This window comes from Algibacter mikhailovii (assembly GCF_014651495.1).
In the GTDB taxonomy this organism is placed as follows: domain Bacteria; phylum Bacteroidota; class Bacteroidia; order Flavobacteriales; family Flavobacteriaceae; genus Algibacter_E; species Algibacter_E mikhailovii.
On the sequence record NZ_BMWZ01000004.1, the window covers coordinates 330,728 to 342,713 of the forward strand.

Consider the following 11,986-nt stretch of genomic DNA (forward strand, 5'->3'; position numbering starts at 1 on the left):
ATTATTCTAGAATGTAAAATGGGGTGTTTGTGGTGGCATAGTTCCCAAAATCATCGTATACATATACAAAAATCCGATAAGGACCAGTTTTATCAGGGGTTTTAAAAGTATGAGAACTGCCACTATTAATAGTGTCTTTAGATATTCTTAGGGGGTCTTTCTCGATATCCGCCAAATTGTAATCCCATCCTTCAGCATATATTTCCCAAACAATTTGATATTTGGAATTTTTATTTTTTTCAAAAAACAACTGAGCTGTTTTTACCATATCTGGTTTATAAATCAGATTATCTTTTGCTCCTTTATTGTCAATGAGCATATAATCTATTTTAGGCGGATGTTTTAGGTTACTAGACTTTCCTCCCCATAATTCATTTAACTTATAATAAACCTCAGAAGTTCTTCCCGCTTCATCAAAAATACTAAACCAGGTATGTGTTCTTTCTTGTTTCTGTCCCCAATAAAAAACCAAATCTCCAACAGATTGCATGTCATTTTCCACAATATTATAGAATCTATTTGCATACATCTCAGATTTCTTAGTACTTGTTGGCTCAATAGGAGCTCCCCATGATGTACTTTCTTGCTCCCAAGGTCCATTATATCCATATTCACCAATGTAAAAAGGTAATGGCTCTCTAATGAGGTTGACCCGTTCCAAAACCAAATCTAATCGCTTCAAAGCACCAAATGTATTAAATCCTAGTAAATCTAAATTTGGTGAATGGTAATGTATAGCCAAAGTTTGCTTTACAGATGCTGTTAATGTGGTGCTTATCAAATGGTTTGGATCATTTGTATGGATTATATCAATTAATTGATTGTAGGTATTAATAAAGCTATTTTTTATTAAAACGAATGGATAATCAATTTCATTCCCCAAATTCCAGCACAAAAGCGCAGGATGATTTCTATACTTAAGAACCAACTTCTTTACTTCCTGTTTTAATTTATCATTTTGATTTTGATCTGAATAGGCATTATATTTCTCATTGTATTTTGGCAACCTGATATCAACAATTACTGCGAGTTGGTTTTCAAATGCCCGATCTAAAACTGATTTAAGATTAATGGTATCATATACTTTAATCGTGTTTCCTCCTATTTTGGAAAGCAATTCAAATGAAGCATCTCGAGCTCCGGCAGCACCTCTGATTTTAAAAGGTTTACCATTTCTAAAAAGTATAGGCTTAGAATCAATTGTTTTAATATAAACACTTCTACGTTCATCGACGGACTTATTTAGCTCCGTACGAAAATAGAAAAACGCGGAAACCAATCCACAGGACAATAAAAACAGAAATAAAACTATATTTTTTAACACTTTAATCATGTACATCTGGAACAAAAATATCGACTAAACGCATTTAATACCGTTCAAATGTAACAAATATATCAATACAAATACAAAAAATACAGATTTTGTCTACAAAACTATCCAATTAAAACCATTTTATAAACACCTAGAAAGCATACAATTAAATCATTTTCTCATAAAAATTAATCGGTATTTTAATAGATTTTAAGAAAAAAACATCACCGTTCTAGCATAATCAGTTATTTCATAAACTGAATCACAGGAATTTAGTAGGGTAAAAATCATTTTGCATCTACCAATATCCACGATTTACGATTTACGATTTAAATCTAATTCATAAAACTGATACGAATATAAATATTTAGAGGCTCATTTTACTTGCAAGAAACTACATGACTAAATCAAAATCATGAATAAGAAAACGTATTCTAAATAAATTCCGCATTGCTTCTTAAATAGATAAAATATTGACGTAGGCTCTACTTTATAGGCAGATAGTCGATTTTTTTTTCACATAATTAAACATCACTCTTCCTCAACTATCGTAATAGGCAAGTCCACTGTTCCAGAATAAAACACAACAATTTTAGCTGGTTTTTTGCCTTCATTAACACCGTAATGTATCTTATTCACCAATTCCACAATAACATCACCTTCATTTAATATTAGCGTATGACCGTCAATATCGACTACTTTTAATTCACCCTTCAGTAAAATTCCTGAATTAATTACGGGATGGTAATGCTTATGAAGTTTAGTTTTTGGTGGAATAGTAATTTTTAAAACAGTAATTTTAGGACTTCCCTCAGGATATTTTGGCAATATATCTCCATTCCAACTTTTAGTTGTTTCAGCGAGCTTCTCGACCTTTATTTCAGCCACCTTTGTTGACTTACATGATATAAGTAGACTAAGTAATATCAAAAGATATAATTCCTTTATTTTCCGCATTACAATTATTTTTTATTCTTCTCCTCAATCCACCTACTCATAAACTTAGTACTTTGCATTGTGTGATGCATGAGCATTTGTCCTGTAAAATTATTCAATCGATGTTTCTTTAGCCCAAGAATAGCAGCATTAATTTTCAACAATAATTTTTGCTGAAACTCTGCCTTATTGAAACGTGAATTAATAATCTCATAGCCTTTTAATTGCTTATCACTCCAATCAGCGCTATTCGTGTATAGATGCACCGCCTTATTTACAAAATCTTTAGGCGTGTCCTCAATAAAACCATTCACTTTTAAATTACCATACATGCCTTCTGCTCCAACCGAGGTAGTAACACTGGGTGTGCCGTTTATCATAGTATCAAGCAATTTACCTTTTAATCCTGCTCCAAATTGTATTGGAGCCAAACATACTTTCGCGTATTGCATGACTTCATTAACATCTTCTGCAAATCCTTTAATTAAAAAGCCTTGTTTTTCATTATGCAATTGTGTCACTTTTTGACTCGCATAAGCACCATAAATATCAATTGTGGCTTCCGGTAATTGTTGTTTTATCAAAGGCCAAATGGTTTCTTTTAAATATAAAACGGCATTATAATTAGGGGCATGTAGAAAGTTTCCTATAGTTATAAAATGCGCCCTTTCTTCAAACCTTGGCAAATTCAGAATCTCTTTTTCCGTAAGGGGCTCCACCATGAAAGGCAAGTACATTAAAAGCGTATTATCCACTTTAAACCTAGTCTGAAGAATTTCCATTTCTACTTCAGATATTATTAAACTTAAATCACATCTGTAGATGCTGGCTATTTCACGTTTGGCAATGTCATTAAATAAGTAGTTAGTGTCAAACGGAACGCCTTTCTTGTAGGCCTGCTGTCTCCCTTTTCTTAGACAGTGTAAATCTTCAGTATCCAAGATTCTTAGGGCATCAGGGCAATGCTTAGCAACACGCCAGCCAAACTGTTCTTCCATCATAAAACGGTCAAACAAAACAATGTGTGGGTTTAATTCTTTTACAAAACCATCAAAACTAGAGTTGTTTAGCTCTATAGTGGCTTGGCCAACCCCAATAGCCTCCAAATTAAAAGCATTTTCACTTTTTGCACATGGGCTAGCAAAAGTAATCTGATAATTATCTTTTTGAAAAGTCTCAATCAACTGCATCATTCTAACCCCAGCTGCTGAACTTTTTGGCTCAGGCCACACAAATCCAATAATAAGACACGTTTTTCTCATAAAACTTATAGGGGTCTTAAAACTATTCAGGTTTAGGTGCAAAGCTATATTTTATCCGCACTAAATTGGCCCAATCGATAACAGACTTAATTTGATCATCGGTTAATTTAGCTTCGGAGTGGGTCCATATATAGGAATTTAAAGGCATGGTTTTATCTTCAACCATTTCAATAAGTTCCTCAAATTTATGATCTTTTCGCTTTATGGAATTACCTGCCCAATTTGACATATTAAAGTGCTTTTTACCATCCTTTACATGTCCCGCTAACCAATAATTTATAGGTGTAATATGATTATACCAAGGGTATTCTGTGACATCGCTATGACAATCATAGCATGTTTTCTGCAAAATTAGCCGTACATCTTCTGGCGGGTTTGTATCTTCTAGAAATGCGTTCATGGAAGCCATTTGCCCTTCATTTTTGTCAGGACCAAAAAATTGCGCTATTCCAAAAACAATTAACACACCAAATAACACCTTTTTTAATACCGTCATTTTAATTATTTTTAAAAACTAAAATAAGAAAAGCTTTTGACTACAGAGCAACTATATTCCGAATTAAATCATGTTAATCATTCAAGAGAAAAACGCTTACATTATGCTAATTTGGTTTTAGCCAATCCTGATTTAATCCCCAAACTTTTAGATATATTATTTCAAGTTGACGACAAAATTTCTCCACGGGCGGGATGGGTGTTAGAGTTTATGTGTAGCACCAATATTGCCACAATTACACCCTATTTAGATGTGTTTACGAATCATATACATGAAGTCCATTTAGACTCAGCAGTAAGACCTGTAGCCAAAATTTGTGAATTAATTGCAAAAGCCTATACCTGCAAAACTAAAAACGACCTTCAACACCATCTTAAGAATAGCCACAAAGAACGCATTATAGAAACCTGTTTTGACTATATGATTAATGATGAAAAAGTAGCAGCAAAAGCTTATGGCATGACCACTCTTTTTATGCTTGGAAAAGAATTTGACTGGGTATATCCAGAGCTAGAAGGTATCCTAATAACTGATTTTCAAAATCAAAGTGCCGCATTTAAGGCTAGGGCTCGTCATATTTTAAAAAAGTTAAAAAAACTGAAATCGTAAAACTAAAATCACGCCCTTTACATTGCCTTTCTTCGGTCTAAAATCCTATCTTTGCAACTTCAAAAATTCTCATAGATTATGTCATTATCAGCATTGAATGCCATCTCTCCTATTGATGGTCGTTATAGAAGTAAAGCGCAGGAATTAGCGCCTTTTTTTTCAGAAGAAGCCTTAATAAAATATCGTGTTTTAGTTGAAATAGAATATTTTATTGCGCTTTGTGAAATTCCGTTGCCTCAATTAGAATCTGTTGACGCTTCTGTATTTGAAAGTTTAAGAGCTATTTATAAAGATTTCTCATCTGATGACGCATTAGCCATCAAAAAAATTGAGAGTGTAACTAACCATGATGTTAAGGCTGTTGAGTACTTTATAAAAGAGAAATTTGATGCGTTAGGATTATCTGAGTTCAAAGAGTTTATCCATTTTGGTTTAACCTCTCAAGACATAAATAACACAGCAATCCCATTAAGTATTAAGGAAGCTATTGATGCGGTTTATATCCCTGAATACAGCATATTGCTCAATAAACTAAAAGCGCTTTCTAATGATTGGGCCTCTATTTCTATGTTGGCAAGAACACATGGTCAGCCTGCTTCTCCTACGCGATTAGGGAAAGAAATAGCGGTATTTGTTACACGTTTAGAAGAACAATTCAATTTACTAAATGCCATTCCTAACGCCGCCAAATTTGGTGGAGCTACAGGAAATTTCAATGCACACCATGTGGCTTATCCTAACATTGATTGGAAAGCATTTGGAGGAAAATTTGTGAAGGAAAAACTAGGATTATATCATTCTTTTCCAACCACTCAGATTGAACATTATGATCATATGGCTGCTTTATTCGATACTTTAAAACGTATCAATACCATAATTATTGATTTAGACCGAGACATTTGGACTTATGTGTCTATGGATTATTTCAAACAAAAAATAAAAGCCGGGGAAGTTGGAAGCTCAGCTATGCCGCATAAAGTAAATCCAATAGATTTTGAAAATTCAGAAGGCAACCTAGGTATTGCAAATGCTGTTTTTGAACATCTTGCTGCTAAATTACCGCTGTCAAGATTGCAACGTGATTTAACTGATAGTACCGTTTTACGAAATGTAGGAGTACCTTTTGGTCACACCATCATTGGATTTAAATCCACCTTAAAAGGCTTAGATAAATTATTATTAAATGAAACTAAATTTGCTGAAGATTTAGAAAACAACTGGGCCGTAGTTGCCGAAGCCATTCAAACTATTTTAAGAAGAGAGGGCTACCCTAATCCTTATGAGGCATTAAAAGGTTTAACAAGAACAAATTCTAGAATTAATCAAAACTCTATTTCTGATTTTATTGATACTTTAGAAGTGTCCAACACAATAAAAGAAGAATTAAAACGTATTACTCCTAGTAACTATACAGGAATCTAGAATTAAATTTATGTTAAGCGATAGGCAGTCTTTAATATTAACAGGTTTTATGGTTGCGGGTATTTTTATATTCGGCATTCTAGATTTGTTACAAAACTTTGTAGTGCTTACCGTTCTAACTATATTGTTTTTTACCATTATTATAAATATACTCTATTCGAAATCTAAAAACAGAAATAAGATCAAAGAATAAAACAACATTTCTAAATGTAATATTTACCATGTCTTATGGTTATAAAAAAAGCTTCCAGTTAGGAAGCTTTTTTTATAACCATAATTTCTCTAAAGGAAATTAATTAAAGAAATTCATGATGTTTTCTACTTGAGATTTATCAATATCTGCTTTTTGCATAGCCTCTATAAGCGTTATCATTTTATCTGGACTCATATCATCACCTAAAATTCTAACAATACCAAAGCCCATGTCAGGAGAACTACCAAAGAGTATAATTTCTTCTGCTTCTTGATTTGTGCCAAGGTACTTTACAGAAATCTTATTCCCTTTATCGCTAAACTCCATCAGGTCGTTGTATTTTTCATTACTTAAAATAGCTTTTACCTTTGACAATTCAGATTTAAAAGTGTCTGCATTTTCTTGACTAGCTTTATATCCTAAAAAATTTAACTTATCTACTGAGTTATAAGCTTCTTGCTGTTGTTCTGTAAAATTAGACTTATCTATTTCTATCATGGATAACGGAAAATCTTGAGAAATAAAATTCTTAGCCTCCTGATGATCTACATAATAACGTTGTAAAGTCTCACCTTGTCCGCAGCTAACTAAAATAACTGCGGTAAATAATGTGTAGAAGTAATATTTGATTGTTCGTAACATGATTGATTTTTAGTTTTCTTTTTCTAGATGTTTACCACCTGGAATATTCATTTTATCTGTTAATTTTGAAATTTCATTTAAGTCAATATCCCCGGTAAGAGACACCACTACAGTTTCAATTTTTCTAGTTTCCCCATTAATTTCAACACCTTGACCCTTCATGGCCTTATCCACACCGTTAACAAATATTAAAAGCTCTTTAACGTGATCTGCATCTTTACCCTCCTTAACATAAAATTTAACATCTGTACCTTCATCTCTAACTTCCATCAATTCTTCTAATGAGCTAGAGCGTGATGATACATATTTAGAAATATCTTCAGAAATAGCCTTATTGTCTGTGACTATGGTTTTAAAACTTGTAATACTCTTTACCATATCCATATAGGCCTGTGCTTCGGGATCATCTACACTAATACCCATTTTGGCAATCATTTGAAACATTTTTGGTTTGATGGATACATAAGTAACATCTGGATCATCACTATACTTTTCAAAAATATCCTTTTGTGCCATTCCCATTATTGGCATAAGCATTACCGCCATCACCAATACTATTAATCTATTTTTCATTGTTCTTGTATTTAAAATATTCATTGTTGTAAATTCTTTTTAGTTTTTAAAAATAATATTTGTTGTATTCTCAATCTCATTAAGGTAACCCAATGTTGCCGTACCTTTATTAACTTCATTGAGATATCCTACGGTTGAAGTTCCTCTATTAAGCTTTTGAGATATTAACTCCATTGACTTAGAGAAATCGTTAAAAGCTAACTGGGGATCATCATAAGTACCTAAATCATTATTATTTAATGATTTACCAAAATAAAAACCTAACATAAGAAGCACTACTGCTGCGACTGAAATCCATTTGTAATTTAAAATTCGCTTAGTTTTTAATGGAACGTCTTTAGTAAATTGTTCTTGCTGGTTTGCCAAAAAATACGCGAACATAGGTTTATACATTTCTAAATGAGGAGCTACATCATCGCCTGTAAAATAGTTTTTCAATATGTGCTCTTCTTTTAAAGTAGTTTCGCCGTTGTCGTACTTCTCGAGTAATTTTTCTATATTATTTAATACCATAATTATGTGTATTAGTTAATTTTTCTCTTATTGTTTTTCTTGCTCTTGATAAAGATACACGCACCGCTGTATTATTCATGTCTAGCATTTTGGCTATCTCATCAAAATCATATTCTTCTATATCCCTAAGTTGAATAATCATGCGCTGTTGTTCTGGTAAATCTTCAATAATACGTTCTACCCAACTCACACTATCTTTTAATTCAACCTGTTTTTGTAGCGCCGTTTGTTTGTCCTCATAATTACTATGCACAATTTTTAAATTCTGCGCCTGTTTTGATTTCAGTTTGTCAAAACAATAGTTTTTTGTCATGGTCATTGAAAACGCTTCTACATTTTTATACTCTTGAATTTTCGCTTTATTATTCCACAATTTAATTAATACTTCCTGGGTAGCATCTTCAGCCTCCTCGGTAGATACCAGTAATCGCTTTGCTAAACGAAATACCTTATCCTTAAACGGGGTAACAATATTTAAAAACTCTATCTGAGTCATCTTTTGGTTTAATTAGTTTTTAAAAACAGCTTAATTATCGCTATTTGATATTACGACGAGCGTTAATATGTTTTGTTACAAAACATATCATATTTTTTAAAATACCCCTTAAAACTGTTCTTTTAGAAAGGTATTACAATGTCGACAAAACATAGCAGGTCTTTACATTTGTGCTCCTTAATTTTTTATTACACAATATTGTAAGTAATTTTATGGTTTAATAGACTACTTATTAAAATACTTTGCATGAAAAGATTAATAGCCCCGCTTCTTTTACTTTCGCTTTCTATTTGCTTTTTAAGTTGTTTTGAAGATAACGATGACAATACGGTTTCTGCCAGCCAAATAAATGATTTCGTTTGGAAAGGTATGAATTCCTATTACCTCTATTTAGAGAACAGTCCTGATCTTGCAAATGACCGATTTTCAAATACCAATGAATATGCCAGTTATTTAAATAGTTTTTCTCGTCCTGAAGAATTATTTGAAAGTGTTATATATGAAAGACAAACCATAGATAAATTTAGTTGGATTGTTGACGATTATTTTGAATTAGAACGTCAGTTTGAAGGTACAAGAGGAACCAATGGATTGGAGTTTAACTTTTACGGTTCACCTAATAATGAAATTAATGCCTATGGTGTAATTCGATTGGTACTACCTGAAAGCCCTGCTACAAATACAACACTTAAGCGCGGTGATATCATTTACGGTATTGATGGCACGCAATTAACCAGAGAAAATATTGGTCAGCTTATTAATAAAGACACCTATACCATTAACCTTGGCTTTTATAATGATAAGGGGACACCAGAAGAATCAGATGATTCTATAGATCCGCTAAATGTTGATGTCACACTCACAAAAGTACTCTACACCGAAAACCCAATTTTCAAAACCGAAATACTAAACGTAGGAGGAGAAAATATTGGATATCTTATGTATAATGGATTTATTGGAAATTCTGAAAACCAGCTTAATGCCATATTTGCTAATTTTAAAGGTAATAATGTTACTAAAATGGTTTTAGATTTAAGATACAATCCAGGAGGTTCTGTCCTAACTACAGCTTTTTTAGCTAGCATGATTACTGGGCAGTTTACAGGTCAAGTATTTGAAAAATTAAGGTATAATGAGAATCAAACGAATAATGATTTTGACTTTTTATTCTATAACAAGTTGCAATCTGGAGAAAGCCTTAATTCTTTAGGACTTAATAAAGTATATGTTTTAGCAACGAGGTCTTCAGCATCAGCAAGTGAAGGCCTCATTAATGGATTAAAACCTTATATAGAGGTGGTACATATAGGCAATAATACGGTTGGCAAAACGCAGGCGTCAAGAACACTTTATGATTCGCCAGATTTTTCAAGAGAAGGTGTAAATCCGGGTCATACCTACGCCATGCAACCACTAATAGCAGATGGTTTTAACAAAAATGATGAATTGGTTCCAGGTACGGGGCTAACCCCAAGTATTGGTTATGAATATAACGAAAATCCACAAAATTATGGTGTTTTAGGAAATCGTAATGAGCCCATGTTAGCACTGGCTCTAGCTGATATAGAAAATGCTACTTCTAAGGTCGACAAAATAAAATCTACCGAAAAACATGTTGAACTCATTTTGACCAGTAATGACTTTAACCCACTGGAAGGCGGTAATATTATTGATTAAAACAAAAACCATTGACTAAACACAAAACGTACTTTAACTGGAGTTCTGGCAAGGACTCAGCATTAGCACTATACCATATATTACGAAATGAAAAATATCAAGTTGATGAACTGATTACTACCGTAAACAGTCATTTCAACAGGGTGTCTATGCACGGATTAAGGAAAGAACTTCTCACTGCACAAACCAATGCTTTAGACATAGAAGCCAGCTTAATAGAGCTTCCTGAAATGCCATCTATGGATGTCTATGAACAAAAAATGTTAGAAACGGTTTCTAGATTAAAAAATGATGGATTTACCCATACAGCCTTTGGTGACATTTTCCTGGAAGATTTGCGACAATACCGAGAAGATCAGCTACGCAAGCAAGGCATAACAGCTGTTTTTCCGCTCTGGAAAAGGAATACCAAGGCATTGCTTCAAGAATTTCTAGATTTAGGATTTAAAACCATTATAGTTTGCGCCAACTCCAAATATTTTGGAGAAGAATTTGTTGGAACTATTATTGACGAAAATTTTATAAATGATTTACCTCCAGAAGTTGATCCATGCGGGGAAAATGGTGAATTTCATACGTTTTGTTTTGATGGACCTATTTTTAAGGCGCCCGTAAATTTTAGTATTGGAGAAAAGGTGTATCGAGAATATAAAAACCCCAAGGGTGATGATACTATCTGTAAGAGTGATTCAGATAAATACGGCGTTTGGTACTGTGACTTAATTCCATAAAAAAATGCCACTAAAAGTGGTATTTTTTTAAGAAATACGTGTGACAGGTTATTTTATTAATTAAAATATATTTTTGACGCCCCCAAAGCAATCTCCTTAGTATCTATTTTATCCTGAGACGCTAAATCATAAATATTCAATGTACTAACATCAGTGAAAGATGCATTTGTTGCATATATTCTATTACCTCCAACGGCCATACCATACAAATAACCTTCTGCAGCTAATAGTGAAGCTCCCGGTAATACAGTTGCATCAGCATCCATTGCAAAAATATCGTTACCTAAGGCATAGTAAATAGTGTTATCGTCTAAAACCATAAGTGATGGGTGTGCTCCAAGCTCAAAATCTAATGCTGTATCAATAACCAAAGTACTTACATCTATAGTTGAAATACTCGCCAAAGTGTGACCGGTTACATTCCAATTAGCATCATACAATGTCCTTCCTTCAGATAAGACCACTAAATCGCCTGCATCATTAAAAAATAATTCATCGGGCTTATCCTTAACTGTAATTTCTTCAACCTCTTCAGTAGAAATAGTAATTACTGAAACAATATTATTATTTGTAAACGCCCCTTTATGAGAAACATATAATTTTCCGTCTTTTGCAATAATACGTTCAGGACCGTTTCCTACACTAATAGTTTTATCCACTGCAAATGTTTGCAAATCAACAACAGCAATAAAATCATCCTTATCATCAGATGTAGATCCCCAGTTTGTCACATAACCTTTATCACCAACTACGGTCATAAACCTAGGCGTAGACAAATTAACTATAATTTCATTTTTAAATTCAAAAGTATAGCGGTCAACAACGGTTATAGTATTAGCATTGTCTACAATAATGTAAGCACTATCATCATCAAAAGCTATAGATTGTAAAAAAGTACCTAATTCCACATTATTCACCTTTTTATAGATAAGATTTTCAGATTCACTTAAATCATTAGAGACAAAAGAAATCGATCCCGTACCAGCACCTGAACCTTCACCGCTAATAATCAGTCCGTTTTCATAATCGCCTTTAGGAACCACAATTATTTCATCATCATCACTACAAGAAGTAAGACAAATTAAGGCCAGAAAGAGGCATTTGGTAATTAAAGAATTCATTTT

The 11,986-nt window shown here is 33.0% G+C and carries 13 protein-coding genes; 4 read left to right on the forward strand and 9 right to left on the reverse strand.

All coding sequences use genetic code 11. The features are described 5' to 3' along the window. Position 1: 1 nt before the first annotated feature. The 4 genes from IE051_RS10215 to IE051_RS10230 form a co-directional block, all read right to left on the reverse strand. A complete protein-coding gene (locus IE051_RS10215; protein WP_189360677.1) occupies positions 2–1,333 on the reverse strand; it encodes a glycoside hydrolase family 2 TIM barrel-domain containing protein in 1,332 nt (443 codons plus the stop codon). A gap of 510 nt (positions 1,334–1,843) precedes the next feature. Continuing rightward, entirely contained in the window at positions 1,844–2,269 is a 426-nt protein-coding gene (locus IE051_RS10220) for a cupin domain-containing protein (RefSeq protein ID WP_229796778.1), read from the reverse strand. A gap of 5 nt (positions 2,270–2,274) precedes the next feature. Beyond that, positions 2,275–3,510 (reverse strand): glycosyltransferase, encoded by a 1,236-nt coding sequence (locus tag IE051_RS10225; protein ID WP_189360678.1) that lies wholly within the window; start codon positions 3,508–3,510, stop codon positions 2,275–2,277. A gap of 22 nt (positions 3,511–3,532) precedes the next feature. Continuing rightward, positions 3,533–4,006 carry a heme-binding domain-containing protein gene (locus IE051_RS10230; RefSeq protein ID WP_189360679.1) on the reverse strand — a complete coding sequence of 158 codons (474 nt, stop codon included), beginning with the start codon at positions 4,004–4,006 and terminating at the stop codon, positions 3,533–3,535. Between the two features lie 36 nt (positions 4,007–4,042). Between IE051_RS10230 and IE051_RS10235 the strand changes: the two genes are divergently transcribed. Both IE051_RS10235 and purB read left to right on the forward strand, forming a co-directional pair. Beyond that, complete coding sequence (locus IE051_RS10235) at positions 4,043–4,615, forward strand: adenylosuccinate lyase (RefSeq protein ID WP_189360680.1); 573 nt, start codon at positions 4,043–4,045, stop codon at positions 4,613–4,615. Between the two features lie 78 nt (positions 4,616–4,693). Next, complete coding sequence (purB, locus tag IE051_RS10240) at positions 4,694–6,037, forward strand: adenylosuccinate lyase (protein WP_189360681.1); 1,344 nt, start codon at positions 4,694–4,696, stop codon at positions 6,035–6,037. Between the two features lie 292 nt (positions 6,038–6,329). Here purB and IE051_RS10245 read toward each other — a convergent pair whose 3' ends face one another. From IE051_RS10245 to IE051_RS10260, 4 genes are read right to left on the reverse strand one after another with little or no spacing between them, the layout of a single operon-like run. Beyond that, positions 6,330–6,872 carry a GFO_1091 family lipoprotein gene (locus tag IE051_RS10245; protein WP_189360682.1) on the reverse strand — a complete coding sequence of 181 codons (543 nt, stop codon included), beginning with the start codon at positions 6,870–6,872 and terminating at the stop codon, positions 6,330–6,332. A 9-nt stretch (positions 6,873–6,881) separates the two neighbouring features. Continuing rightward, entirely contained in the window at positions 6,882–7,445 is a 564-nt protein-coding gene (locus IE051_RS10250; protein WP_189360683.1) for a GFO_1090 family protein, read from the reverse strand. 39 nt (positions 7,446–7,484) lie between these two features. Next, on the reverse strand, positions 7,485–7,958 hold the full coding sequence (locus tag IE051_RS10255) for a PG0215 family putative anti-sigma factor (RefSeq protein WP_189360684.1): 474 nt from the start codon (positions 7,956–7,958) through the stop codon (positions 7,485–7,487). Then, positions 7,945–8,454 (reverse strand): GFO_1088 family ECF-type sigma factor, encoded by a 510-nt coding sequence (locus IE051_RS10260; protein WP_189360685.1) that lies wholly within the window; start codon positions 8,452–8,454, stop codon positions 7,945–7,947. Before IE051_RS10260 ends, IE051_RS10255 begins: the two co-directional genes overlap by 14 nt. A 246-nt stretch (positions 8,455–8,700) precedes the next feature. Here IE051_RS10260 and IE051_RS10265 point away from each other — a divergent pair, with 246 nt between their 5' ends. Both IE051_RS10265 and IE051_RS10270 read left to right on the forward strand, forming a co-directional pair. Next, complete coding sequence (locus IE051_RS10265) at positions 8,701–10,131, forward strand: GFO_1087 family putative carboxy terminal peptidase (protein WP_189360686.1); 1,431 nt, start codon at positions 8,701–8,703, stop codon at positions 10,129–10,131. Between the two features lie 11 nt (positions 10,132–10,142). Then, positions 10,143–10,862 carry a Dph6-related ATP pyrophosphatase gene (locus IE051_RS10270; RefSeq protein WP_189360687.1) on the forward strand — a complete coding sequence of 240 codons (720 nt, stop codon included), beginning with the start codon at positions 10,143–10,145 and terminating at the stop codon, positions 10,860–10,862. 56 nt (positions 10,863–10,918) lie between these two features. Here IE051_RS10270 and IE051_RS10275 read toward each other — a convergent pair whose 3' ends face one another. Next, entirely contained in the window at positions 10,919–11,983 is a 1,065-nt protein-coding gene (locus IE051_RS10275) for a YncE family protein (protein ID WP_229796779.1), read from the reverse strand. Positions 11,984–11,986 lie beyond the last annotated feature (3 nt).

Excerpts from the sequence above, each read along its gene's own strand:
- IE051_RS10215 (WP_189360677.1), bottom strand. The coding sequence starts at position 1,333 with ATGATTAAAGTGTTAAAAAATATAGTTTTATTTCTGTTTTTATTGTCC.
- IE051_RS10220 (WP_229796778.1), bottom strand. The coding sequence starts at position 2,269 with ATGCGGAAAATAAAGGAATTATATCTTTTGATATTACTTAGTCTACTT.
- IE051_RS10225 (WP_189360678.1), bottom strand. The coding sequence starts at position 3,510 with ATGAGAAAAACGTGTCTTATTATTGGATTTGTGTGGCCTGAGCCAAAA.
- IE051_RS10230 (WP_189360679.1), bottom strand. The coding sequence starts at position 4,006 with ATGACGGTATTAAAAAAGGTGTTATTTGGTGTGTTAATTGTTTTTGGA.
- purB (WP_189360681.1), top strand. The coding sequence starts at position 4,694 with ATGTCATTATCAGCATTGAATGCCATCTCTCCTATTGATGGTCGTTAT.
- IE051_RS10245 (WP_189360682.1), bottom strand. The coding sequence starts at position 6,872 with ATGTTACGAACAATCAAATATTACTTCTACACATTATTTACCGCAGTT.
- IE051_RS10250 (WP_189360683.1), bottom strand. The coding sequence starts at position 7,445 with ATGAAAAATAGATTAATAGTATTGGTGATGGCGGTAATGCTTATGCCA.
- IE051_RS10255 (WP_189360684.1), bottom strand. The coding sequence starts at position 7,958 with ATGGTATTAAATAATATAGAAAAATTACTCGAGAAGTACGACAACGGC.
- IE051_RS10260 (WP_189360685.1), bottom strand. The coding sequence starts at position 8,454 with ATGACTCAGATAGAGTTTTTAAATATTGTTACCCCGTTTAAGGATAAG.
- IE051_RS10265 (WP_189360686.1), top strand. The coding sequence starts at position 8,701 with ATGAAAAGATTAATAGCCCCGCTTCTTTTACTTTCGCTTTCTATTTGC.
- IE051_RS10275 (WP_229796779.1), bottom strand. The coding sequence starts at position 11,983 with ATGAATTCTTTAATTACCAAATGCCTCTTTCTGGCCTTAATTTGTCTT.